The organism is Nonomuraea sp. NPDC047529 (assembly GCF_040642995.1).
In the GTDB taxonomy this organism is placed as follows: domain Bacteria; phylum Actinomycetota; class Actinomycetes; order Streptosporangiales; family Streptosporangiaceae; genus Nonomuraea.
Window position 1 is genome coordinate 203953 of sequence record NZ_JBEYTJ010000010.1, and the last position, 24239, is coordinate 228191.

General features: G+C 71.8%; 25 protein-coding genes and 1 tRNA gene. 13 read left to right on the forward strand and 13 right to left on the reverse strand.

Features of this window, described 5'->3' with window-relative positions; all coding sequences use genetic code 11:
• The first annotated feature begins 5 nt into the window (after positions 1–5).
• Entirely contained in the window at positions 6–1172 is a 1167-nt protein-coding gene (locus ABZ815_RS18635; RefSeq protein ID WP_357699332.1) for a low temperature requirement protein A, read from the forward strand.
• 19 nt (positions 1173–1191) lie between these two features.
• On the opposite strand, the gene ABZ815_RS18640 is transcribed toward ABZ815_RS18635, so the two are convergent.
• Positions 1192–1542, reverse strand: coding sequence for a MerR family transcriptional regulator (locus ABZ815_RS18640; RefSeq protein WP_357699334.1), 351 nt, complete (start codon positions 1540–1542; stop codon positions 1192–1194).
• A gap of 215 nt (positions 1543–1757) precedes the next feature.
• Between ABZ815_RS18640 and ABZ815_RS18645 the strand changes: the two genes are divergently transcribed.
• The 8 genes from ABZ815_RS18645 to ABZ815_RS18680 all read left to right on the forward strand — a co-directional run bounded on the left by ABZ815_RS18645 (position 1758) and on the right by ABZ815_RS18680 (position 8878).
• Positions 1758–2375: a DUF998 domain-containing protein gene (locus ABZ815_RS18645; protein ID WP_357699336.1), complete on the forward strand. Its 618-nt coding sequence runs from the start codon at positions 1758–1760 to the stop codon at positions 2373–2375.
• A 107-nt stretch (positions 2376–2482) separates the two neighbouring features.
• Positions 2483–2941 (forward strand): universal stress protein, encoded by a 459-nt coding sequence (locus ABZ815_RS18650; RefSeq protein ID WP_357699338.1) that lies wholly within the window; start codon positions 2483–2485, stop codon positions 2939–2941.
• Between the two features lie 106 nt (positions 2942–3047).
• Complete coding sequence (locus ABZ815_RS18655; RefSeq protein WP_357699340.1) at positions 3048–4280, forward strand: APC family permease; 1233 nt, start codon at positions 3048–3050, stop codon at positions 4278–4280.
• A gap of 120 nt (positions 4281–4400) precedes the next feature.
• On the forward strand, positions 4401–4904 hold the full coding sequence (locus ABZ815_RS18660) for a TrmH family RNA methyltransferase (RefSeq protein ID WP_357699342.1): 504 nt from the start codon (positions 4401–4403) through the stop codon (positions 4902–4904).
• A 133-nt stretch (positions 4905–5037) separates the two neighbouring features.
• A complete protein-coding gene (locus ABZ815_RS18665; RefSeq protein WP_357699344.1) occupies positions 5038–6435 on the forward strand; it encodes a methionine--tRNA ligase in 1398 nt (465 codons plus the stop codon).
• A gap of 121 nt (positions 6436–6556) precedes the next feature.
• A complete protein-coding gene (locus ABZ815_RS18670) occupies positions 6557–7534 on the forward strand; it encodes a phosphotriesterase-related protein (protein WP_357699345.1) in 978 nt (325 codons plus the stop codon).
• 53 nt (positions 7535–7587) lie between these two features.
• A complete protein-coding gene (locus tag ABZ815_RS18675; RefSeq protein WP_352327166.1) occupies positions 7588–7974 on the forward strand; it encodes an STAS domain-containing protein in 387 nt (128 codons plus the stop codon).
• 10 nt (positions 7975–7984) lie between these two features.
• A complete protein-coding gene (locus ABZ815_RS18680) occupies positions 7985–8878 on the forward strand; it encodes a sigma-70 family RNA polymerase sigma factor (RefSeq protein ID WP_357699347.1) in 894 nt (297 codons plus the stop codon).
• A gap of 300 nt (positions 8879–9178) precedes the next feature.
• On the opposite strand, the gene ABZ815_RS18685 is transcribed toward ABZ815_RS18680, so the two are convergent.
• The 7 genes from ABZ815_RS18685 to ABZ815_RS18715 all read right to left on the reverse strand — a co-directional run bounded on the left by ABZ815_RS18685 (position 9179) and on the right by ABZ815_RS18715 (position 15712).
• Positions 9179–10357, reverse strand: coding sequence for a hypothetical protein (locus ABZ815_RS18685; protein ID WP_357699349.1), 1179 nt, complete (start codon positions 10355–10357; stop codon positions 9179–9181).
• Between the two features lie 396 nt (positions 10358–10753).
• Complete coding sequence (locus tag ABZ815_RS18690) at positions 10754–13252, reverse strand: Tex family protein (protein WP_357699351.1); 2499 nt, start codon at positions 13250–13252, stop codon at positions 10754–10756.
• A gap of 27 nt (positions 13253–13279) precedes the next feature.
• Complete coding sequence (locus tag ABZ815_RS18695) at positions 13280–14443, reverse strand: amidohydrolase (protein WP_357699353.1); 1164 nt, start codon at positions 14441–14443, stop codon at positions 13280–13282.
• Between the two features lie 84 nt (positions 14444–14527).
• Positions 14528–14752 (reverse strand): hypothetical protein, encoded by a 225-nt coding sequence (locus ABZ815_RS18700; RefSeq protein WP_357699355.1) that lies wholly within the window; start codon positions 14750–14752, stop codon positions 14528–14530.
• Positions 14753–14762: 10 nt separating this feature from the next.
• Positions 14763–15197, reverse strand: coding sequence for an RpiB/LacA/LacB family sugar-phosphate isomerase (locus tag ABZ815_RS18705; protein ID WP_357699356.1), 435 nt, complete (start codon positions 15195–15197; stop codon positions 14763–14765).
• A 25-nt stretch (positions 15198–15222) separates the two neighbouring features.
• Positions 15223–15295: transfer RNA gene (locus tag ABZ815_RS18710), tRNA-Met, on the reverse strand.
• 36 nt (positions 15296–15331) lie between these two features.
• Positions 15332–15712 (reverse strand): hypothetical protein, encoded by a 381-nt coding sequence (locus ABZ815_RS18715; protein ID WP_357699358.1) that lies wholly within the window; start codon positions 15710–15712, stop codon positions 15332–15334.
• Positions 15713–15768: 56 nt separating this feature from the next.
• On the opposite strand from ABZ815_RS18715, the gene ABZ815_RS18720 reads away from it, so the two are divergent.
• Positions 15769–16146, forward strand: coding sequence for an MFS transporter (locus ABZ815_RS18720; RefSeq protein ID WP_357699471.1), 378 nt, complete (start codon positions 15769–15771; stop codon positions 16144–16146).
• Positions 16147–16410: 264 nt separating this feature from the next.
• Here ABZ815_RS18720 and ABZ815_RS18725 read toward each other — a convergent pair whose 3' ends face one another.
• Positions 16411–16872 carry a MarR family transcriptional regulator gene (locus ABZ815_RS18725; RefSeq protein WP_357699360.1) on the reverse strand — a complete coding sequence of 154 codons (462 nt, stop codon included), beginning with the start codon at positions 16870–16872 and terminating at the stop codon, positions 16411–16413.
• A 73-nt stretch (positions 16873–16945) separates the two neighbouring features.
• Here ABZ815_RS18725 and ABZ815_RS18730 point away from each other — a divergent pair, with 73 nt between their 5' ends.
• Entirely contained in the window at positions 16946–18352 is a 1407-nt protein-coding gene (locus ABZ815_RS18730; protein WP_357699362.1) for an MFS transporter, read from the forward strand.
• Here the strand turns inward: ABZ815_RS18730 and ABZ815_RS18735 are convergent.
• Positions 18330–18686, reverse strand: a complete 357-nt coding sequence (locus ABZ815_RS18735; RefSeq protein ID WP_352328721.1) for a DUF742 domain-containing protein — start codon at positions 18684–18686, stop codon at positions 18330–18332. The genes ABZ815_RS18730 and ABZ815_RS18735 overlap by 23 nt on opposite strands.
• On the reverse strand, positions 18679–20547 hold the full coding sequence (locus tag ABZ815_RS18740; RefSeq protein WP_357699364.1) for a nitrate- and nitrite sensing domain-containing protein: 1869 nt from the start codon (positions 20545–20547) through the stop codon (positions 18679–18681). The genes ABZ815_RS18735 and ABZ815_RS18740 overlap by 8 nt, the downstream gene beginning before the upstream one ends.
• A gap of 185 nt (positions 20548–20732) precedes the next feature.
• On the opposite strand from ABZ815_RS18740, the gene ABZ815_RS18745 reads away from it, so the two are divergent.
• The gene (locus tag ABZ815_RS18745) at positions 20733–22292 is read left to right on the forward strand and encodes an ABC transporter substrate-binding protein (protein ID WP_357699366.1); all 1560 of its coding nucleotides are present in this window, start codon (positions 20733–20735) and stop codon (positions 22290–22292) included.
• On the opposite strand, the gene ABZ815_RS18750 is transcribed toward ABZ815_RS18745, so the two are convergent.
• Positions 22268–22450, reverse strand: coding sequence for a hypothetical protein (locus ABZ815_RS18750; protein ID WP_357699477.1), 183 nt, complete (start codon positions 22448–22450; stop codon positions 22268–22270). The two genes, ABZ815_RS18745 and ABZ815_RS18750, sit on opposite strands and share 25 nt — an antisense overlap.
• 17 nt (positions 22451–22467) lie before the next feature.
• On the opposite strand from ABZ815_RS18750, the gene ABZ815_RS18755 reads away from it, so the two are divergent.
• The gene (locus tag ABZ815_RS18755) at positions 22468–23094 is read left to right on the forward strand and encodes a hypothetical protein (protein ID WP_357699368.1); all 627 of its coding nucleotides are present in this window, start codon (positions 22468–22470) and stop codon (positions 23092–23094) included.
• On the opposite strand, the gene ABZ815_RS18760 is transcribed toward ABZ815_RS18755, so the two are convergent.
• Positions 23063–24163, reverse strand: coding sequence for an MFS transporter (locus ABZ815_RS18760; protein WP_357699370.1), 1101 nt, complete (start codon positions 24161–24163; stop codon positions 23063–23065). The genes ABZ815_RS18755 and ABZ815_RS18760 overlap by 32 nt on opposite strands.
• Positions 24164–24239: the final 76 nt, after the last annotated feature.

Sequence of the window (24239 nt, forward strand, 5' to 3'; positions counted from 1 at the left end):
GGAGGATGATCCGGCTCCGGCCCATGCGGGCACGCGACGCGGGCGAGTCCCATCGCACCGCCACCAACCTCGAACTCTTCTTCGACCTGTGCTTCGTCGTCGCGGTCTCCTTCGCCGGCTCCCAGCTCCACCACGCGCTCAGCGAAGGGCACCTGGCCCAGGGCGTCCTCGGCTACCTGACCACGTTCTTCGCCATCTGGTGGGCGTGGATGAACCACACCTGGTTCGCCTCCGCCTACGACAACGACGACTGGCTGTTCCGGCTGACCACACTCGTGCAGATGTCGGGCGTGCTGGTGCTGGCCGCCGGGGTGCCCAGGGCGTTCCAGGACCACGACTTCCGCGTCGTCTACGCCGGATACCTGATCATGCGCCTGGCCATGGCCGCCCACTGGCTGCGCGCGGCCTGCGGCGACCCGGCGGGACGGCCTACGGCCGTGCGGTACGCCGTCGGCATCTGCCTCGCGCAGGCCGGCTGGATCCCGCTGCTGGTCGTGCCGGGGGAGTGGTACCTGGCGGCGTTCGCGTTCGGCGTCGTCCTGGAGCTCTCGGTGCCCGTATGGGCCGAGCGCGGCAGCCCGACCGCCTGGCACCCGCACCACATCGCCGAGCGGTACGGCTCGTTCACGATCATCATGATGGGCGAGAACGTGCTGGCCGCCACGGTGGCCTTCCAGGGCGAGGCGCGCGGCGGCGGCCTGCGGCCCGAGCTGATCGTGCTGGCCCTGGGCGCGCTGGTGATCGCGTTCGCCATGTGGTGGCTCTACTTCGACCCGCCGACCGCCGACATCCTCGACTCCACCAGGCGCGCCATCCTGTGGGGGTACGGCCACTACGCCGTCTTCGCGGCCGTCGGGGCCTTCAGCGCCGGGGTCGAGGTGGCCATCGACTTCGAGTCGGGCACGGCCCACCTGTCCGGCACGGGCGCGGCGCTGGCCGTCTCGGTGCCCGTCGCGGTGTTCCTGTTCATGGTCTGGCTGCTGCACGTGCGGCCCCACCGCTACGGTGCGGCCGACAGCGCGGCCTTCCTGGGGGCGGCCGTGCTGGTGCTGTTGTCGGCGCTGACGCCGACGCCGGTCCCGCTGCTCGCCGTCGTGCTGGTCGCGCTGGTGATCGTGACCGGTGTGACCAGGCGCGAGGCCCGGCGCCCGGCCTCCGGCGCGCTCGGCTAGCGGGCGGGCGGACGCCCGTTCACACCCGGCCCTTGTAGACGTCGATCTTCAGGTCGAGGACCTTGATGTCCTTGCTCAGCTCGGCGATCCTGGCCTGGACGCGCTCGCGGTGCAGCTCCAGCATGGCCAGGCGCTCGGGGGAGGTGTGCTCGCCCATGCGGCGCAGCTCCGCGTAACGGCACATGTCGGCGATGGGCATGCCGGTGGTCCTGAGCTTGGTGAGGAAGTCCAGCCAGCGGAGATCCTCCTCCGCGTAGTCCCGGTGCCCGCTGAGGTTGCGGCCGACCGAGTGGATGAGCCCGATGCGCTCGTAGTAGCGCAAGGTGTGGGCGCTGAGGCCCGAACGCTGGGCGGCCTCTTGGATCGTCATGCGTACAGGTTCACCCTTTGAGTGCACTCGAAGTCAAATCGAGGGTGCCGCCGGCTGTAGCCACCCTGAGGGGGCAGGCCCTACTCAGGGTCATCTTCCCGCAGGTCGGAGGCCCGACCCTGAGGCCCCGCGACCAAGGTCTTAAGGGACGAGTCAGGGCCCGCTGGGGCTCATCTCCGATGTTGGCAAAGAGCGCATTCCGCGAGCTTTAAGGCATGAAGGGATTGCTTGCCAGTGGATTCACGGCGATCGGCATCGGGACCGGCGCCATGCTCACCTTGCACGCCGAAGCGGGCCTCGACCCGTTGCACAGCGTGATCAGCGAGTACGCCTTCCAGGCGTCCGGATGGTTGCTGCCGGCCTCGCTGACGCTGTTCGCCGTCGGGTCCGGGCTGATCGCCGAGGCGCTGCGCCGCTCCGGAGCGAACCGCTGGGTCGTCGCGCTGCTGCTGGCGTGGGGGGCGAGCATGTTCCTGATCGGGGCGTTCCCGACCGACCGTCCCGGGGTGCCGCTGTCGTTGTCCGGAGGCATCCACCGCTACGCCGCCTTCGCCGCCTTCCTGGTGATGCCCGCCGCGGGCTTCCTGCTGGCCAAGGCCAGGACCAGGTACGCCACGGCGATGCGGGTGCTGAGTGGCGTGGCCCTCGGCGCGCTGCTGCTGGTCGTGGTCCCGTACGTGGTGCGCATGTTCGGCATCCCCTTGAGCAACGACGACATCCCGGCGGGCCTGACGCAGCGGGTCGTGGTCGTGACCGAGATCGGGGTGCTGGCGCTGGCGGGCCTGTCGATGCTCAGGCCGGCGGCCCGGCGGGTGTCGGCCGTGCTGGCGTGACGCCTGGTTCGCGAGGGGCGGGATGATCTTCCCGCCCCTTTTCGCGTGAGAACGGTCCGCTCCTGGAAAGAGGAGAGGCATCTGACCTCGGGCAAGGAGCTGTGAACATGACCATTTTGATCGCCTATGACGGTTCGGACGACTCCAAGGCCGCCATCGCCTTCGCCGGACGAGCGGTGCAGGACAGGTCCGCCGTCGTGCTGACGGTGTGGGAGCGGCTGGCGATGACCTCGGCCCGCGCCTCGGCCGGGCTCATGATGACCCTCGACAACACCGCGGCCGAGGACGAGGCGATCGGCCAGGCGATGACCGAGCTGGCCGGACACGGCGCCGAGCTGGCCCGCGAGGCCGGCCTCGACGCGACACCGCGGTGCGACCTGGACTCGGTGGCGGTGTGGTCGACCATCGTGGACGTGGCCGACGAGATCGACGCCACCCTCATCGTCACCGGGACACGGGGACTGGGCGGAGTACGGTCGTTGCTGCTCGGCAGCACCTCGGACCGCGTCCTGCACCACGCCCGCCGTCCCGTGCTGGTGGTCCCGGGCCCCGAGGCGACCTCCTGACGGCCCCGGGGACGGGAACGCCGGGAACGTACGGCAGAGTGGGCCCCCTCGGGATCCCCTGACCGGCGACCCCCGACGCGGGCACGGGCCCGGAGGAAGGGGCGGCATGGCTGACGGCCTGGCACGGCGGCTGGGCACCGGAGACGCGGTCGTGGTCGGGCTGAGCGCGATGATCGGCGCGGGCGTGTTCGCCGCCTTCGCCCCGGCCGCCGCCGCGGCGGGAGGCAGGCTGCTCGCCGCCCTCGCGCTCGCCGCCGTCGTGGCCTACTGCAACGCCACGTCCTCGGCCCGGCTGGCCGCGCTCTACCCCGAGTCCGGCGGCACCTACGTCTACGGCAGGCGACGGCTCGGCCCGCTGTGGGGCTACCTGGCGGGCTGGGGCTTCACCGTCGGCAAGACGGCCTCGTGCGCCGCGATGGCGCTCACCTTCGGCTCGTACGTCGCCCCCGGCGCGGCCCGGCCCCTGGCCGTCGCGGCGGTCGTCGCGATCACCCTGCTCAACCTCTACGGCGTCCAGCGCTCGGCCGCGGTCGCCCGGGTGATCGTCGTGCTCGTGCTCGCCGTGCTGGCGGCGGTGATCGTCGCCGGGCTGACGGGGGAGCGGTCGTCTGTGACGCCCGAGGCCGCGCTGTCCGGGGGCGGCCTGTGGGGGGTGCTTCAGGGCGCCGGGCTGCTGTTCTTCGCGTTCGCCGGATACGCCAGGATCGCCACGCTGGGGGAGGAGGTGCGCGATCCGGCCCGGGCCATCCCGCGGGCGATCGGCATCGCCCTGGGCGTCACGCTCGTCGTCTACACGCTGGTGGCGGTGGCCGCCCTGCGCACGCTCGGGGCGTCCGGGCTGGCCGGGTCGGCGGCGCCGCTGGCCGACGTCGCACGGCGGGGCGGGGCCGAGTGGCTGGTCCCGGTCGTGGGGGCAGGGGCGGCGGTGGCCTCGCTCGGGGCGCTGCTCGCGCTGCTGCTCGGCGTCTCGCGCACCGTGCTGGCGATGGCCAGGGAGCGCGACCTGCCGGGCGTGCTGGCCGCGGTCGATCCGCAGCGGCGGGTCCCGCGCCGGGCCGAGGCGGCGGTGGGGGCCGCGGTGGTCGTGCTGCTGCTGGTGGCCGACCTGCGCGGCGCGATCGGGTTCTCCTCGTTCGGGGTGCTGGTCTACTACGCGATCGCCAACGCCGGCGCGCTGACGCTCTCGCGGGCCGAGGGCGCGCCGGTCAAGGCCGTGCCGGTGCTCGGGCTGGTCCTGTGCCTGGTGCTGGCGTTCACGTTGCCGCTCGCGTCCGTGCTCGCGGGCGTGGCGGTCTTCGCCGTGGGGCTGGTCGCGTGGGCCGTACGCCATCGCTCGTGATCGTGCCTCGACCGGCTCGCGGGCGTAGACTGGCCGCGAATCCCTTCGGTGATGGCCCGGGCGTGCCGACGAAAGCGCCCTCCTCGTGAACGTCCGCGTAAGGAACCTCCTCCCGGCCGCATGAGCGGCATCCGGGTGCGCACCTCCGGAGAGCTCCGGGCCCAGCGGCGGCGCAGGCCGCCCCGATGCCTCGGCCACCTCACCGTCGCCCCCCTGTGGCCCATGCACGGCGTCAACCTCGGCACCCTGCTGCGCACCTGCGACGCGGCCGGCGCCTGCATGGCCGTGCCGCGCCTGCCGTGGGTCCCCGAGGCGCTGGCCAGGGGGAACACGCTGCGGGCCGGGGCGTGCGTGCACTGGGTGAAACCGCTGCCCTGGCTGGCCTCCCGGCGCGAGCGCGTGCTGGGCGTCGAGCTGGCCGAGAACGCCATCAGGCTGGCCGACCTGCCCATGGCCCGCGAGCCCACCGTCGTCGTGCTCGGTCATGAGGCCACCGGCATCCCCGGCGAGGCGCTCGACCTGCTCGACGCCGTGGTCGAGATCCCGATGATCGGCACCGGGGCCAGCCTCAACGTGGCGGTGGCCGGGTCGCTGGTGCTTTACAAGCTCGCCGGGCTCGCCTGAGAACGGTACGATGCCGAACATGATGATCAGCGCGGTGATGATGACCCCGTAGGGGGTTTCACCGACGACGTCCTGTTGAGGCCCTGCGACCCGGGGCCTCTCGTCGTGTCGGGGCCCCTTCGGGAGGCGACCGATGTACATCACGACGACCATCCCCTACGTCAACGCGCGTCCGCACCTCGGGCACGCGCTGGAGCTCGTCCAGGCGGACGTGCTGGCCAGGCACCACCGGCGGCGCGGCGAACCCGTGCGGTTCCAGACCGGGACCGACGACAACTCGCTGAAGAACGTGCTGGCCGCCGAGGCCGAAGGAGTGCCGGTACGGGAGTTCGTGGACCGCAACGCGGCCGCCTTCCAAGGGCTGCGGGAACCGCTGGACCTGTCCTTCGACGCGTTCGTCAGGACGAGCAGCCATCCCGGGCACCGCGCCGGCGTCGAACGCATCTGGAAGGCCGTCGAAGGCGACCTCTACCAGCGGCACTACGAAGGGCTCTACTGCGTGGGCTGCGAGCAGTTCTACCCGGAGGGCCCCTGCGCGGAAGGGCACGAGGCGCCCCTGCAGGCGGTGTCGGAGCGGAACTGGTTCTTCCGGCTCTCCCGCTACCAGGACGCCCTGCTCGACCTCATCCGCGGCGGCGACCTGCGCATCGAGCCGGCGGCCCGGCGCAACGAGGTGCTGGCGTTCGTCGAGGCGGGGCTGGCCGACATCAGCGTCTCGCGGTCGGCGGCGCGCGCCCGCGGCTGGGGCATCCCCGTGCCGGGCGATCCCAGCCAGGTCGTGTACGTGTGGTGGGACGCCCTCGCCAACTACGTCACCGCCCTGGAGGGCTCGGACCACGAGCGCTGGTGGGTGGCCGAGCCGGACAAGGTGCACCTGGTCGGGAAGGGGGTGATCCGCTTCCACGCGGTCTACTGGCCGGCGATGCTGCTGGCCGCCGGGCAGCCGCCGCCCTCGCAGATCTTCGTGCACGACTACCTCACGGCGAACGGCCGCAAGATCAGCAAGTCGTCCGGGACGGCCGCCGACCCGGTGGCCCTGGTGGACGCGTACGGCGTGGACGCGGTGCGGTGGTGGCTGCTGCGCGAGGTGCCGCGCGTGGGCGACGCCGACTTCACCGAGGAACGCCTGGTCGCCAGGGCCGACGAGGACCTGGCCAACGGCGTGGGCAACCTGGTCAACCGGGTGGTCACCATGGTCCACCGGTTCCTGGACGGGAACGTGCCGGAGGTGCGCGAGGAGTTCGGGCCGGGCGACGTGCACGGCGCGCTGGGGGACTTCGACTTCCGCCGGGCCGCCGGAGCGGTGTGGCGGCTGGTCGAGGAGGCGAACAGGTACGTCGAACGCGTCCGGCCGTGGAAGCAGACCCCGGCCGAGCGGGAGGCGTCACTGGGCGTGCTGGTGGGGGCGTGCCGGACGCTGGCCGACCAGCTGGAGCCCTTCCTGCCGACGGCGGCGGCGCGGGTGGCGGCGGTGGTGGCGGGGGAGCGGTTGCCACGGCCGGAGCCGCTGTTCCCGCGCCTGACCCGATGAGTCCCGACATGTACGGACGCGTCCACCCGCGGTGTGGACGTGCCGACCCGGGGATGGTTGACGGTGCGGCAGGGGCGGCCTAGGTTGGGCCCACTTGCTGACCAGTCGGTATGGAGGTCCCATGCCCACCGTCGAGACCGTCCGCGGTCCGATCGACGTCGAGGAGCTCGGTCAGACGCTGATGCACGAGCACGTCTTCGTCGTGGCCGCCGAGCACGTGGACAACTACGGCAAAGGCGCCTGGTGGGACGAGGAGTTCCGGGTCGCCGACGCGATCTCGAAGCTCAACGCGGTGGCGGCCAAGGGCGTGCGGACGATCGTCGACCCGACGGTGTGGGGCCTGGGCCGCCACATCCCGCGCATCCAGCGCGTGGCCGCCGGGGTGCCCGGACTCAACATCGTCGTCGCCACCGGCCTCTACGCCTTCGAGGAACTGCCCCACCAGTACGAGCACCGCGGCCCCGGCCTGTTCCTCGACATGCCGGACCCGATGATCGACGACTTCGTCCGGGACCTCACCGAGGGCATCGCCGACACCGGGGTCAAGGCCGCGTTGCTCAAGTGCGTGGTGGAGCACAAGGGCCTGACGCCCGGCGTCGAGCGCATCTGCCGGGCCGTCGCGCGGGCCCACGTACGGACCGGGGCGCCGATCACCGTACACACGAACTCCTTCACCCAGAGCGGTCTGCTCGTGCTCGACCTGTTCGCCAAGGAAGGGGTGAACCTGGAGAAGGTGGTCATCGGGCACGCGGGCGACAGCAACGACCTCGACTACCTGATGCGCCTGGCCGACACCGGCGCGACGCTGGGGATGGACCGGTTCGGTCTCGACGCCTACAACTCGACCGAGCAGCGCGTGGCCACGGTCGCCGCCCTCTGCGGACGCGGATACGCCGACCGCATGGTCCTCAGCCACGACACCGCCTGCTTCATGGACTACTTCGGCGGCGCATGGGACGAGGCCAGAAGCACGCTCGCGCCGAACTGGCGCTACGATCACATTCACGATGACGTACTGGCCGCACTGCTCGACTCCGGTGTCACCGACGACCAGATTGAGCAGATGCTGGTGTTCAACCCAAGGCGTTACTTCTCGTAAAGTGGTCGAGAAGTGACGACAAGTGGGAAAGCGACGCAGGTAGGTGGAGCTGGGTGACTTCGGAGCAGGCTTTGTCGATCAGCCTCGGACTCCAGGGCCCCTGCGTCATCGCGCGGCTGACTGGAGATTTCGACTTCGGGTCCGCGGCCGAGGTGCGCGACCGTGTCACCAAGGCGCTCGACCTCACCCAGCCGCCGCTCCTCGTCATCGACATGCAGGCCGTCAGCGTCTGCGACTCCTCCGGCCTGTCCGTGCTGGTCTACCTGCACAAGGCCGTCACCGCCTCCGGCGGCAAGCTGCTGCTGTCCGGTCTCAACGGCCGGTGCAAGCACCTGTTCGCGATCACCGCGCTGGACAAGTTCTTCGACATCCGCAGCACGGCCGAACTCGCCATCGCGGAACTCAACGAAGCCGGGAATTCGCCGCCGTTCACCGGGTAGTTGCCGGCACATGTCGGCCGCAGAGCCCGATCCGCTCGGCATGTACCTGAAGCAGATCGGCAAGAACCCCCTCCTCTCCGCCGCGGACGAAGTCGACCTCGCCCGCCGCATCGAGGCCGGCCTGTACGCGGGCCACCTCATCGGGCGCGGCGACGGCACCCCCGAGCTCGAACACCTCGTACGCGACGGGCGGCGTGCCAAGGACGAGCTGATCAGGTCCAACCTCCGCCTGGTCGTCGCCGCCGCCAAGCGTTACGCCTTCCGCGGGCTGCCGCTGCTCGACGTCATCCAGGAGGGCAACCTCGGGCTGATCAGGGCCGTGGAGAAGTTCGACTACACCCGCGGGTACAAGTTCTCGACGTACGGGATGTGGTGGATCCGCCAGGCCATCGAACGCGGCATCCACGACAAGAGCCGCACCGTACGGCTGCCCATCCGCGTGGGCGAGGAGCTGTCGCGGCTGCTCAGGGTCGAGCGGCAGCTCGCCGCCGACCTGGGCCGCGACCCGACGGACGGCGAGCTCGCCCGGTCGGCCGCGCTGCCCTCCGGCCAGGTCGCCGCGTTACGCGGCCTCGGCCAGGACGTGGTCAGCCTGGACCTCCCGGTCGGGGAGTCCGGCGAGAGCCGCATCGCCGACCTGATCGCCGACGAGGACGGCATGGGGGTGCAGGAAGTCGCCGAACACCGTGCCATGAGCGCCGACGTCCGGGAGGTGGTCACGTCGCTGCCGCCGCGCGAGGCGTTCGTCATCAAGCTCCGGTACGGCCTCACCGGGCAGAAGGCGCAGAGCCACAGCGAGATCGCGGACCGTCTCGGGCTGACCAGGGAACGCGTCAGGCAGCTGGAGAAGCAGGCGCTCAAACGGCTCCGCCAGGACGGCCCCCTGCCGGCCTGGGCATCCTGACTCCCGGCCGCGCCTCAGGCAGCGGACGAGGGCCGAGCCTGCGCCCGACCCCCGTCACTCCTCGGGTCCTGGGTCAGGCGGTGACGAGGAGCGCGACCCCGATCAGCACCGCAACCGGGACGAGCCACATGACGGCCTCGACAGCGAACTCCTTGTACATCGCGCAAGTCTCCCTCGAAACGCCCAAGTGGGGCACTGCTAAACGTCACTGCGCAGCATAGCCGCCCCCACCCCCATCGCGGTCCACCCACTTCCGGCAAGGCCCACCCCTCGGTCACACGTTCGCTGCCCGGGCCCTCGTCAAAGCTGTCGGCGGGCGATGCGCTTCCCGAGCCCTGCCAGGGACTCGTCCGCCATCAGGGCGGGCAGGCGCGGGGCGTCCACGTCGATCTGGTGCAGGACGGCGGGATGGCCGCCGTTGAAGCGGCTCCACGCCCGGACCACCTCCGGCATCGCGGCCACCGCCGGGTCCGACAGGATGGCCTCCCTCGGCAGCCACGACGTCAGGAACTGGCTCACCCGGGCCGGACTCCACCACAGCGGACGCCCGCCCACGAACTCCACGAGCTTCTCGAACGCCTCCCGCGCCCCCGGCACGTCGGGCAGGTCGTGGAAGTCGGCCATCGTCCCGTCGGGCGCCTGCCGGACGAGCCCCGGCACGGCGAGGGCCCGCGCGACGGCCAGCGGACGGACGGCGGCCAGCGTGTCGGCCACCTGAGCCCCCATGATCCGGTCGCCCAGCTCGAACCCGTCCAGCACCCGCCCGGCCACCACCCCGGGCTCGGCCGGGCTCAGGCCCAGATCGTCGAGGAACTTGACCTCCTCGACGACGGCGTCGACGGCGAGGCCGCCGTTGGGCTGGTCGATGCCGACGACGAGGAGGTGTGGCTCCTTGCCGTTCCCGTACCGGAACGACAGGACGGCCAAGGTCTGCTCGCCGTACGGGTCGGCCTTGCCGTACCAGGCTCCTTCGCAGGTCACCTGGCCCATACGGCCTACCCAGCCGGGCAGTCCGAGATCGGCGTACGTCGTCCCGGGAACCTCCACCCCGAGAATCCGCAGCGGTCCCTCATCCGATTCCGGCTCCCGCCCCTCGGACGCCCCGAGAGCTTCCCGGTCCTGTGTGCCGGACGCGGCGAAGGCTTCCCGGTCCTGTGTGCCGGGGACTCCTGGCTCCGAGTCCCGCCGGTCTCCGTCCGGTACATGCTGATCGGCCGTCGGGTCAGCCGGCTCGTCGTCGGCGTCCGGGAGGGGGTGCGTCCCCGTCCAACCGGTCCTGTCGATCGCGGCCAGGGCGGCGAGGGTGAGGTGCGACTCGGCGCTCCCGTCCTCGGCCAGCTCGCGCAGGAACGGCTCCACCTCGTCGGGCTCCAGACCGGCGGTGAGCCGGGCCGCCCAGAGCTCGGTCCGCAGCGGCGAACGCCAGCGAAGCAGGTCGCGGGCTTGGGCGACGGCCGCGGAAAACGCAGTTGTGCTCACCCCCCGACCGTACCGCCCCACCCACCGACACCCCCCACCCACCGACACCCCCGACCACCGACACCCCCGACCACCGACACCCCCGACCACCTCACCCTCCGCTCAGGCCGGACCGGCTCGCTTCGACCGGCGCCGCGCTTGGCGTGGCGGTGTCGTTGGTCGGCTCCACCGGCTGGTGGGTCGGCTGGTGGTGGGGTGGCGCAGGGGGCCACTTGGCGAGTGGCGGGCCAAGGGCGGCGTGTGGTTGGCGCAGGCTGGACGGTGGGCTGTCATGATGGGCGGCGTATGTCGGCGCAGGCTGGATGGTGGGCCGTCATGATGGGCGGCGTGTGGCGGCGTCGGCTGGATGGTGGGCCGGTCAGGTGATGGTGGCCGGCCCACCGTCCAGTGGCTGGGTCAGCGGTTGTCGCCGCCGAGGCCCGCCTTGCGGAGGGCTTCGGCCATCGCGCCCATGGGAGCCGGACGGTCCTGGCGGCGCTGGCTGCCGCGCTGACCGTCGCCGCGGCCCTGACCACGACCGCCGTCGCCACGACCACCCTGACCGCGGCCGCCGTCGCGGCCGCCGTCGCGACCGCTGTCACCGCGAGCGCCGTCGCCCCGGCCACCGTCGCGGGCGCCGCCGTTGCGGCCGCCTTCGCCACGGGGGGCGGAGCCGTCACGGTTGCCGTTGCGACCGCCGCCGTCGCTGTTGCGGGCGCCCTCCGGGCGGGTGCCGGACTTGCGGGGCGGGCGGCCCTCCGCGGACGGCTGGGTGACCTCGTCCTCCAGGCGGAGGGTCAGGGAGATGCGCTTGCGCGGGATGTCGACGTCGAGCACCTTGACCCGGACGATGTCGCCGGGCTTGACCACGTCGCGCGGGTCCTTGACGAAGGTGCGGGACAGGGCCGACACGTGCGCCAGACCGTCCTGGTGGACGCCGATGTCGATGAACGCGCCGAAGGCGGCCACGTTGGTGACCACGCCCTCCAGGATCATCCCCGCCACCAGGTCGGAGATCTTCTCCACGCCCTCCTTGAAGGCGGCCGTCTTGAACGCCGGACGCGGGTCGCGACCCGGCTTCTCCAGCTCGCGCAGGATGTCGGTGACGGTCGGCAGGCCGAAGGTGTCGTCGATGAAGTCCTGCGGCCGGATCGTGTGCAGGACCGAGGTGTTGCCGATCAGCGACTTGAGGTCGGTCTGGACCGAGCTCAGGATGCGCCGGACCACCGGGTACGCCTCGGGGTGCACGCTGGAGGCGTCGAGCGGGTCGTCGCCGTCCGGGATGCGCAGGAAGCCGGCGCACTGCTCGAACGCCTTGGGCCCGAGCCGCGAGACCTCCTTCAGCGCCGTGCGGGTACGGAACGGCCCGTTGGCGTCGCGGTGGCGCACGATGCCCTCGGCCAGCGTCGCGCCGATGCCCGACACCCGCGTGAGCAGGGGCGCGGACGCCGTGTTGACGTCGACCCCGACCGCGTTGACGCAGTCTTCGACGACGGCGTCGAGCGAGCGGGAGAGCTTGGACTCGGCCAGGTCGTGCTGGTACTGGCCGACGCCGATCGACTTGGGGTCGATCTTGACCAGCTCGGCCAGCGGGTCCTGGAGCCGGCGGGCGATGGAGACCGCGCCGCGCAGCGACACGTCGAGGTCGGGCAGCTCCTGGGAGGCGTAGGCCGAGGCCGAGTAGACCGAGGCGCCCGCCTCCGACACCACGATCTTGGTGATCGACGGCATGAGCTTGACCAGGTCGCCGGCCAGCTTGTCGGTCTCGCGCGAGGCGGTGCCGTTGCCGATGGCGATGAGTTCGACGCCGTGCTTCTGGGCCAGCGCGCCGAGCACGGCCAGCGACTGGTCCCACTGGCGCTTGGGCTCGTGGGGGTAGATGGTGGCGGTCTCGACGACCTTGCCCGTGGCGTCGACCACGGCCACCTTCACGCCGGTGCGCAGGCCGGGGTCGAGGCCCATGGTCGCGCGGGTGCCGGCCGGGGCGGCGAGCAGCAGGTCGCGCAGGTTGGCGGCGAAGACCCGCACGGCCTCCTCCTCGGCCGCCTGCCACAGGCGCATCCGCAGGTCGATGCCGAGATGCACGAGGATGCGGGTGCGCCAGGCCCAGCGCACGGTCTCGGCCAGCCACGCGTCGGCCGGACGCCCCTTGTCGGAGATGCCGAACCGGGCGCCGATGCGCAGCTCGTAGTCGGCGGTCTCGCCGGGCTCCAGCACGACGTTGAGGACCTCCTCCTTCTCGCCCCTGAACATCGCCAGGACGCGGTGGGAGGGCAGCTTGGTGAACGGCTCGGTGAACTCGAAGTAGTCGGAGAACTTCGCCCCCGCCTCCTGCTTGCCCTCGCGCACCTTCGACACCAGCCGGCCGCGGCTCCACAGCCGCTCGCGCAGGTCGCCGATGAGGTCGGCGTCTTCGGCGAACCGCTCGATCAGGATCGCCCTGGCCCCTTCGAGGGCCGCGCCGGCGTCGGCCACGCCCTCGGTGACGAACTCCGCGGCGACCGTGGCCGGGTGGAGCGTGGGGTCGCCGAGCAGCTTCTCGGCCAGCGGCTCAAGGCCCAGCTCGCGGGCGATCTGCGCCTTGGTGCGCCGCTTGGGCTTGTAGGGCAGGTAGATGTCTTCGAGCCTGGCCTTGGTCTCGGCCGCCATGATCTGCGCGCGCAGGTCGTCGTCGAGCTTGCCCTGAGACTCGATCGACTCCAGGATCGCCGCCCGGCGCTCGTCGAGCTCGCGAAGGTAGCGCAGCCGTTCTTCGAGCGTGCGGAGCTGCGCGTCGTCGAGGGCGCCGGTGACCTCCTTGCGGTAGCGCGCGATGAACGGCACGGTGGCGCCGCCGTCGAGCAGATCGACCGCCGCCTGCACCTGCCCGTCGCGCACGTCGAGCTCTGCCGCGATCCGCTGGTGTATAGAGAGCACTTGCCTGCCTTTCGATGGTCCCGCCGGTCAATTGTGCAGGACTACGCCGTCCTTCATGACCAGAGTGCGCCGAGGGTGAACGACCACGGCCTCTCCGGGGCCGCTCGCGGGCACCACGACGAGGTCGGCCCGGTCGCCCGGAGCCAGCCCGTAGTCGGGCAGCCCGAGGGCCCGCGCGCCGCCCAAGGTGGCCGCCTCCAGAGCGAGCTCGATGTCCTCGTCGCGGCGGAACGCGCTGCGGTAGGCGAGGTGCATCGCACGCTCCAGCATGTCGCCCGAGCCGTAGGGGCCCCACAGGTCGCGGACGCCGTCGTGGCCGCAGGCGACGGTGACGCCCGCGGCGCGCAGCTTCTTGACCGGCGGCACCGGGTAGCTGTAGACGGCGGCGGTGGCGACGGCCACGCCCGCGTCGAGGAAGCCCTGGATCAGGCGGTCCTGGGCGGCGTCGCCGAGCTCGCCCAGCGCGTACGCGTGGCTGACCGTCACCCGGCCGCCGAGCCCCAGCGCCCTGGTGCGCTCGATGATCAGCTCCAGCTCCCAGCCGCCCAGCGAGCCTCCGTCGTGGAGGTGGATGTCGATGTGCGCGCCGAACCGGTCGGCCAGGCCGAAGATCAGGTCGAGGTGGCGCACCGGATCGCGGTCGACGCCGGCCGGATCGAGGCCGCCGACCGCCTCGACGCCGCTTCTGAGCGCCTCGGCCAGCAGGTCGGCGGTGCCGGGGTTGGTGAGCACGCCGTGTTGCGGGAAGGCGACCTGCCGCACGTCGACGGGGGAGCGGGCGGCGGCCTCGCGCACGGCCTCCACGCCCCGCAGGCCCACGGACGGGTCGATGTCGGTGTGGGTGCGCACGTGGGTGGTGCCGGCCTCGCTCATCCGGGCCAGCAGCGCGCCGACGCGCTCGGCGCTCGGCACGCCCAGCTCGGCGCGGCGGCCCAGGTCGTTGGCGATGCGGCCGGCCAGCGAGTCGTCGGCGGAGTGAGGGATCCAGGGGCCGCCGTAGAGCGTCTTGTCGAGGTGGCAATGGGCGTCGACGAGACCGGGCAGGACGAGCTGGCCGGTGACGTCGAGGACGAGGGCGCCGGGCGCGTCGAGGGACGCGCCCACCTGGTGGATGCGGCCGTCGCGGACGAGCAGGTCGGCGGGGAACGCGAGCCCCCAGGGCCGCCCGCCGCGGATCAGCACGTCGGTCATGGCAAGCACCCTAGAGGGCGGCACCGACGATTTCCGTGCCCCCGGACGCGAGGGTTGTGAGTCGCCCCGGACGGCGGGCACGGCCTAGTCGGGACGGGTGGCGAAGAGTTCGAGGTGATGGCAGGAACGGCAGCGGTAGGCGTCGATCTCCCACTTGGGACGGCCCATCAGCCGGGCCCCGCCCAGGATCCCGCGCCGCAAGGCCCCTTCGACCCAGCGGGCGTACCCCCGGGAGTGCTCACCCTGGTCCGCGACGAACCCGGGTTCGAGGCCCTCCTCGCCGCAGTGCGTGCACCGTAAGTTGTCCATGCCACAGAGCCTAGATCTCCGCGAGGTGCGCCACGTTGGCCACGTCGGCCGGATCGGTGCTGGGCCGGCCGCCGAACCAGGCGTCGAGGATCTCGCCGAGCACGACGTCGGAGGTCAGGCGGAGGCTGAGGGCCAGCACGTTGGCGTCGTTCCACTTGCGCGCCCCGTCGGCGGTGTAGGCGTCGACGCAGAGCGCGGCGCGCACGCCCGGCACCTTGTTGGCGGCGATCGAGGCGCCCGTGCCCGTCCAGCAGCAGACCACCGCCTGGTCGGCCCGGCCCTCGGCGACGTCTCTGGCGGCCAGTTCGCAGGCCCAGGCCCAGTCGTCGCGTTCGCCGTCGTCGAGTGCGCCGTGGGTCAGCACCTCGTGACCCCGCCCGCGCAGCTCGGACACCACGCGCCCGGCCACTCCGTCGTCGCTGTCCGCCGCCACCGAGATCCGCATGGGTTCATCTCTATCAGCAACGCGGTGGCGGGTGCGGGGATCGAACCCGCCTGGAGCGGCTTATGAAACCGCCGGGCACACCAGCGCCCCCACCCGCCTGGAACGACACTGTTGGCGAATTGATCAAAGACTGGCTACCAGGGAATCCGCTCACCCTCCGGGCCGGCATCGGACCTCACCTCGGCTGCGACGCCACGGCTCCGCAGCCGGGTGTGCAGAAACTCCATCTCCGCCAATGTCCCGACCACGCCGGCGTGAGTGAGCTCGTCGGCGAGTTCACGAGCCTGGGGAAGTGACACCTCCCAGACCTCCCGCAGAACCTTCAAGACCGAGCCCAGGTTCGGCACCGGACCGACCACACGCAGTCGGCTTGGGCCATGCGCCGCCAGCAGGGCACTGCGGACATCTTCCGGCGGCTTGCCTGAATCCGGGTGCTCCCACCAGCCAGCACCGCAGGACGCGCAGGATGCCTCGGCATCCCACCACAGCTGCCCGCAGTCGATGAACTGGTTCACCTGGCGGACCAGGGTGCCCCCGCAACCAACCGCTGCCCACCTGGCTGCTGCTCGGCCTGCTCGGGCTGGTAACCATTCCCGCCGGACTGGCCCACGACTGGCGCTGGTTGTGTGTGGCAGGCTGCGGCGCGGGGCTGCTTGCCGCACCGACTCTTTCCGCGTTGTCCGACGCCGTGAGCCGGCTCGCACCCGCGAGCGTGCGCGGTGAGGCGACAGGCTTGCAGTCCTCGGCGCTGGGCGCGGGCTTCGCCCTCGGCGTCCCGATCGTCGGCGGGGCGATCGACACGTCCGGACCGGCAGGCGGCTTCGCGGCGGCCGGCCTAGCAGGCCTCGCCGCCGCGCTGATGGGATGGCTGCTGTCCCGGCGCCCACCCGTCCGAACGCGGTCGGTGCGCAGCGATCCCAGCTTTATCGGGGCCTCGGACGCGCGATGATCTGCCTGCCGTCCAGTGGCTGAGCCTTCTCAGGCCATGTTCGGCGTTGTACGCCTCCACAACATGGCCCTCACGGGATAACCCCAACCCCATACGGGACAACCTCTAGGCACGAAACCCCGGATTCGCCAACAGTGTCCCTGGAACGAGCCGGGGGCCGCCGATCTCAACGGCGGGAACCCCCGGACGGGTGCGGGACGCGCATTCGCCGGATGACCATGGCACGAGCATGCCGCCCGGCCGGCCGGCCCCGCAACGCGCTTTTCAGGTGTACCGGGCGCGCATGCGCTCGCAGAAGTCGTCAGACAGCTTCGTCATCAGCCTGGACAGCTCTTCCCGCTCCGACTCCGGCCAGTCGGCCAGCGCCTCCTCGAACCAGCCGGTGGTGATCCGGCGGCACCTGCCGGCCACCTCGGCCCCCTCCTCGGTGAGTGCGATGCGCCAGGCCCGCCGGTCGTCGGGGTCGCGTACGCGCTCGACCAGCCCGCGCTGCTCCAGAGCGGCGACGTGCCTGGTCACGTGCGGGCTCTCCACCTGCAGGCCCTCGGCGATCATGCCGATCCTGCGCGGCTCGCCCGCGTCCAGCAGGTAGACGATGATCTGCACGTCGGGCCGGTCGAGCCGGATGCCGGCGGCCTCGGTGAGCCACTCGTGGGCCTTGGCGCGGTTGAGCGTGATGACCAGCCGGCGGAAGGCCGACACCGTCTTGTTGAGATCTTCGCCCATCTGTTTGCTTACCTAACTTACGTATGTATCATCGTTGCTCGGTTACTTACCTAAGTTATCTAAAGGAGCCGACATGGCGACAGTCGTCGCATCCGCGGCGCGTGAGACGTCGATGCGCAACCCCTGGCCCACGGTGGTCTCACTGGCGTTCGCGGCCTCCATAGCCGCCCTCCAGAACACCGCGGTGGTCCCGTTGCTTCCCGTGCTGCAGCGCGAGCTGCACGCCTCACTCTCGGCCGTGAGCTGGACGCTCACCATCAGCCTGCTGGTCGCCGCGGTCTCCACGCCGCTGCTGTCGCGCTTCGGCGACATGTACGGCCGGCGCCGGATGATCCTCGGCGCCCTGGCCCTGCTGGTGGTGGGTTCGGTCATGGCGGCGCTGGCCACGTCGCTGGCCTGGCTGATCGTCGCCCGCATCCTCCAGGGAGCGGTGTCCGCGCTGGTCCCGCTGTCGATCGGCGTGGTCCGCGACCTGCTTCCCCGGCAGCAGCTCGCGACCGGCATCGGCGTGCTGAGCGCGACGATGGGGTTCGGCAGCGGCGGCGGCATGATCCTGGCCGGGCTGGCCGCCGGCGACTACCACCTGGTGTTCTGGATCACCGGCGGGATCTCCCTGGTGGCCCTCGTGATCCTGGCCTTCCTCGTGCGTGACGTGGCGCCGGCCGGCAAGGGCCGTCCGGATCTCGCCGGGGCCGCGCTGCTGACCGCCTGGCTGGTCGCGCTGCTGCTGGCGATCAGCGAGGGCGGCTCGTGGGGCTGGACGTCGCCCGGCGTGCTCGGCCTGTTCGCCGCGGCCGCCGCGCTGGCCGTGGTGTGGGTGCTGGTCGAGCGCAGGGTGGCCGAGCCGCTGGTCGAGATGTCGATGCTGGTGCACAGGGGCACGATCGGCGCGACGGTCTCCTCGATGCTGCTCGGGTTCTCGTTCTTCACGCTGCTGACCGGCATGTCGCAGTTCGCCCAGGTGCCGAAGGCGACCGGCTACGGCTTCGGCGCCTCCACCCTGCAGGTCGGCTTCTTCCTGCTGCCGAGCACCCTGTTCATGCTGGTCATCTCGCTGTTCGCGGGGCGGCTCATGCGCCGGTTCGCCGCCTCGTACATGGTGGCGGCGGGCGCGGGGGTGACCGGGCTCTCGGGGGCGTGGCTGGCGTTCGAGCACGGCAGCCCGGCCACCCTGTACGTGGCCTCCTCCCTCATGGGCGTCGGCCTCGGCGTCGGCTACGCCGCGCTGGGCACGATGGCCGTCGAGCACGTCGAGCCGTCCAGGACCGCGCTGGCCGCGGGCGTGAACGCGCTGGTGCGCATCGTCGGCGGCAGTGTGGCGGGCGCGGCCATCGCCGCGACCCTGGCCGCGCGGCCCGGCGTCCTGGGCTTCCAGTGGGTGTTCGGCACCGCCGCGGTGGCCGGGCTGGTCGCGGCGGCCTTCGCCACGGTCTACGGGAAGCTGAACAGCCGGGCCGTCACAGCGCCTTCAGCCCACTGATCACTTCCAGCAGCACCTTGGCGTCCGGCGCGGGCGGCGGCAGCTCGACCTGGACGAGCTGCCGCGCGTGCAGGTCGCCGACCAGCACCCTGACCACGCCGATGGGCAGGTTCAGCTCGGCGGCCACGTCCACCAGCCGGGTGGGCTTGGTGCACTTCTGCATGATGATCAGGTGCTCGGGCCCGAGCCCCACCGGAGGCGTCAGCCCGCCGGCGGTGACGATGACCGCGATGAGGTCGATGGCCTCGCTCGCGGGCACCGTACGGCCCCTGGTCAGCAGGTAGGCCGGGACGATCGGACCGGCGTCCTCGTCCAGCCAGCGCTCGTCACTCACTTGGCACCACCCGCATCACAGGACGGGCGGGCTCCTTCACGTCGGCCTCCGGTTCCGGGTCGGCCACGTGCTCAGCCGGGATCAACACGATCGCGGTGGTCCCTCCATATGGTGAACCGCGTAGCGTCACGCGGATGTCATGCCTGGCGGCCAGGCGGGAGACGACGAAAAGCCCCAGCTTGTCGCTGTCGGCCAGGTCGAACTCGGGTGGGCTGGCCAGCCGCTCGTTGAGTTCGGCCAGCTCCTGGGTGCTCAGTCCCAGCCCGCGGTCCTCGACCTCGAAGGCGAAGCCGCGGGCCGTCTCCTCGCCGCGCACGATGACCTGCGTGTGCGGGGGCGAGTAGACGGTCGCGTTCTCGATGAGCTCGGCGACCAGGTGGATCACGTCGCCGACCACCGGTCCGGCCAGGCGCTGGCCGGACATCGGCTCGACGGTGACCCTGCGGTAGTCCTCCACCTCGGCCGTGGCGCCGCGGGCCACGTCGAGCAGCGGCACGGGCTTGCTCCAGCCGCGGCCCGGGGTGGCGCCCGACAGGATGATCAGGCCCTCGGCGTGGCGGCGCATGCGGGTGGTCAGGTGGTCGAGGCGGAACAGGTCGTCCAGGGCCTCGGGGTCGGTGGCGCGGTGCTGCATGTCCTCCAGCTGGATGCGCTGGCGGTGCAGCAGGGCCTGGGAACGCCTGGCGAGGTTGCGGAAGACGTGCCCGACGCCCTCGCTGAGCTGCGCCTGGCCGATCGCGGCCTCGACGGCGGTCTGCTGGACGGTGGAGAAGGCCTGGCCGACGTCGCCGATCTCGACCGTGCTGGTCGCCACGGACAACTCCGGCATCTCCACGCGCTCGCCCTTGCGCAGCTTGGCCACCACGTGCGGCAGCCGCTCCTGGGCGACCTCCAGCGCGGCGAGCCTGAGCGCGCCCAGCTCCTTCGACAGCCGGTTGCCCATCCGCAGCGAGAACACGATCGACACGATGACCAGCAGGAAACACGTGCCGGCCAGGATGAACGCCCGCGACAGCACCTGGTCGGCCACCGGGTCGGCGCGCGAGTTGAGCAGCGTGCTGGCCCGCATGAGCGACTCCGCGTACGTCTTGGAGATCGACTCGGTCGTGCTCAGCCAGCCGCGCGGCGGCGTGGCGCCGGCGATGATCCGGTCCTCCATCAGCCGCATGCGCTGGTAGGCGGGGGAGGTGACGAGGGAGACCTGGGTGTCGCGCAGGCTCGGGTCCAGCTCGCCGAGCCCCTGGTCGATCAGGAAGCGCCGGTTGCCGACGATCTGGGTGAACTGCCGGCGTTCGGACGGCGTGACGGGCCCGAGCGCGATGGCCTGCTCCCTGGTCAGCAGCTCCTTGGCGTAGCCCAGCTCGATGATCACACGGGACTGCTCGTAGATCGGGATGTCGTTGATGAGCGCGACGCGCCGGTGCAGGCCGTAGAGGGAGTCGACCACGGTGTTGTACGCCTCGCCGACGAGCAGACGGTCGGAATGGCCGTCGTCGATCTCACTGCGGATCGCGTCGATCCTGCCGAGCTGCGTGTACACCGCGTCCACCTGCGTACGGATCTCTTCCGATCGGTCCTTGGAGCTGCTGGAGAGCTTTCTGAACTCGTCCCTGGCGGCGTCGGTGCGGGTGCGCTGGTCGGCCACGTCCTTCGGGGAGGCGGCCCGGCGCAGCAGCTTGGCCGAGGAGAGACGCTCGTGCTGGAGCTCGCTGATCAACTTGTACGCCGGATGGCGGAGGTTCGTCCAGAGTGTCTTGTACTGACGCAGCTCCAGGCTCTCGCCGGCGGTGACGGCGGTGATGACGCCCCACAGCACGACCATGGAGGTCAGGGGCACGAGTAGTAGTCCGATGATCTTCATGCGGATCGTCCGGCTACGACCCATGGCACCTCACTCCGGTCGGTCCCCTGCTGGCAACCCCGGACGGGACAAGCCCAGAGGATAGCAATTCGATCACCCAATTGCCCAATTTTTCTGGACTTTTGGACATGTGTCCGTGATCTTGCAGTAGGTTTCCCCCAAATCGGTTACAGAGGAGAGATGCGTTGCGCCGTCGTCTCGTAGCGGCCGCCGCGCTGGCACTCCTGTCGGCCTGCTCGGCCCCGGCGGAGATCCCCCGGCCCCCCGCCGCGGAGTCCGTCTTCGTGTACGCGCAGAACCTGGACGTCATCTCCGACTGGGACCCGGCGACCTCCGACTCCAACGAGCTCATCGCCTTCCAGAACGTCTACGAGACCCTGACCCTCTGGAACCCCTTCACCAAGAAGTCGGCCCCCCGCCTGGCCACCTCCTGGCGCTCGACCCCCGACGGCCGCACCTGGACGTTCACGCTGCGCCAGGGCGCGACCTTCCACACCGGCAGACCGGTGGACGCGGCGGCGGTCAAGGCGTCGATCGAGCGCACGATGAAGGCCCGCGCGGGCGCGTCCTACATCTGGGACGCCGTCTCCTCCATCAGGGCCGTGGACGCGAGCACGGTCACCTTCGCCCTGAAGTACGCCGTGCCGCTGGACCTGGTGGCCTCCTCCGGGTACGCGGCCTACATCTACGACACGCAGGCGGCGCCCGACCTGCGCTCATGGCTCGGCGCGGGCCGGGACGCGGGGTCGGGGCCGTACACGGTGGCGGCCTGGCGTCCGGGCCAGGAGGACGAGCTGACGCTGAAGGCGTACCCCAAATACTGGGGCGGATGGGACAAGCCGCACTACAGCGCAGTCAAGTACCGCGTCGTGCCCGACCCCGACCGCGCGTGGCGGATGCTGGCGCGCGGCGAGGTGAGCTTCGTGGACCGGCTCAGCCCCCGGCTGTTCGCCAGGGCCGCGGTCACGCCGGGGGTGCGCACCAGCGAGCGGGACTCGTACCAGACGGCCATGCTGCTGTTCAACACCGCGGCCGGGCCCATGAAGGACGTGCGGGTGCGCCGCGCGGTGCAGAAGGCCGTCGACTACCGCGGCCTGGTCAGGGCGCTCAGGGGAGCGGTCGCGCCGGCCAGCGGCATCGTCCCCGAGGGGCTGACCGGCCACGTCGCGGGCCGCGAGCCCCGGCAGGACCTGGCGGGCGCCGCGCGGCTGCTGGGCCGCGCCGGGTACGGGCCCGCCGGCCGGCCGCTGCGGCTGCGGCTGACCTACGCCCAGGGCGACCACGACCAGCGGCTGCTGGCCACCAGCCTGGCGGCGGAGCTGAAGCCGCTCAACGTCACGCTCGACGCCCGCGCCCTGTCCTGGAACGCCCAGTGGCAGCAGGGCAGGAAACGTGAGCAGGACATCTTCCTCATGTACTGGTGGCCCGAGTACGCCGACGGCTACTCATGGTTCGGCAACGTCTTCCGCAGCGCCGACCCGCCCGTGTTCAACCTCGCCTACCTGCGCGACAGGACCCTGGACGAGCTGCTCGAAGGGCTGCCCGAGCTGAGCGTGACCGACAAGGAGGCGGCGCGGGCGGCGTACGAGCAGGCCACCGGACGCGTGCTCGACGTGCGGGCCGCCGCGGCGCTGCCCTGGGTGGTGCGGTACCAGCGGGCCTACCTGGGCGGTGTGCAGGGCTACGACGACAACCCGGCCTACCCCGACGTGGTGTTCGCCTACGAGCTGCGCCCCTCCGGCTGAACCGCCTCCGCCGAGGACGCCTCGACGCGCTCGCGCAGCCGCGTCCTGATCTCCTCGGGCGTGTACGCCCGCCGCCGTCGCTCGGCGCGCGCGATCACCACCCCTGTCGCCGCGACTCCCGCGATTCCCGCCAGACCGAGCATCTTCCACCAGCGCATGTGCCTAGGCTAGCGATGTGCTGACTCTCGACGAGGCCGTCAAGGTGACCAGGACCGGCGATCTGTGGATCTTCCGCGGGAGGTCCGTGCCCGACCGGGCCATCCAGACCATGACCAACAGCCCGGTCAACCACGTGGGCATGGCGATCGTGATCGAGGACCTGCCGCCCATGATGTGGCACGCCGAGCTGGGCAAGTCGCTGCTCGACCTGTGGGACGGCACCCACCACCGCGGCGTCCAGCTGCACGACCTGCGCGACGCGGTCACCGTCTGGGCCGACCGCTACGGGCAGCGTCCGTGGCTGCGCCAGCTCGAACCGCAGGCCACCCCCGAGATGGAGGACGCGGCGCTGCGCACGGTCGCCCGGCTCGACGGCACCCCGTTCCCGTCCACGGCCCGGCTGGCCGCCCGCTGGGCCAGGGGCCGGGTCCCGCGCCGCGCCAGGAACGACCGCACGCTGGAGAGCGCGTACTGCGCGGAGGTCGTGGCCGTCACCTACGAGGCGATGGGCCTGCTGCCCGGCGGACGCCGTCCCAACTGGTACGACCCCGGCAGGTTCTGGAGCGGCGACGACCTGGAGCTGCTGACCGGCCGCCGCCTCGGCCACGAGATCACCGTGGGAGTGGCGCGTACGCGGGCCTGACCACGGCCAGCGGGACCGTCACCGCGATCAGCGCGGCCACCAGCACGAACCCCAGCCGGTAGCCGGTGTGCCCGAGCACCAGCCCGAACCCCGTCGCGCCCACGCCCATCCCGGCGTCGTAGGCCAGGTTCCACAGGGCGCTGACCCGGGCCGCCGGGCCGCGCCGGAGCATCAGTGTCAGCGTCGCGTTCTGCAGCACCCCGAAGCCCGCGCCGAACAGCGCCATCCCGGCCACGACCGGTACCGGCGCGTCCGTCCACGCCTGGAGCGCGGTGCCCGTGGCGGCGGCGAGCAGGCCCGGCACGAGCAGCGTGGCCGGGCCGTGGCGGTCGCCGAACCGGCCCGCCCACCAGCGGGCCGCCGGCGTGGCCAGCGACTGGGCGAGCAGGGCCGCCGAGGCCAGTCCGGGCGAGCCCGCCAGCGGCAGGAACGTCACCAGCACGCCGACGGCGAACGTGACCGAGGCGAAGACCAGCATCGGCGCGGCCAGCCCGCCCGTCCGCCCGCCCTGACCGGCGGTGACCGGCCGGGCGGCGGGCAGGCCGGTCACGGCCGCGAGCCCGGCCAGCGGCAGCAGCCCGCCGACCACCAGGACGGGCGCGAACCCGAGCGCGTCGGCCGTCCACAGGCCCAGCGGCAGACCGGCGACCGAGGGCACCCCGACGGCCAGGCCGTACAGGCCCAGCCCTTCGCCGCGGCGCTCGGCGGGCACCAGGTCGGCGGTGAGCGCGGTGCCGGCGACCACGAGCACGCCGAGGCCCGCGCCGCGCAGCAGCGACACGGCCAGCACCACGGGCAGGTCCGCCGACAGCGGGAGCAGCAGGGCGGGCAGGCCGAGCAGGAGCAGGCCGAGCGCCAGCGCCACCCGGTAGCCGTGCCGGGACAGCAGCCAGGGCACGGCCAGCTCGGCGAGGACCGTGGACGCCATCATCGCGCCGGTGGCCAGGCCCGCGCCGGTCGCGCCGGAGCCGCCGGTCGCGGCGTAGAGAGGGACGGCGGAGAACAACAGGAAAAAGCCGAGCATCCCGGACACCGAGGCGGCCATCATCAGACCTAACGAACGCGTCATCACGCCCTCGACGATGACAAATCCCGCCTTAGACGGGATCGGGCATGATGCGTAGCCGCCTCTTCATAATGAGGAG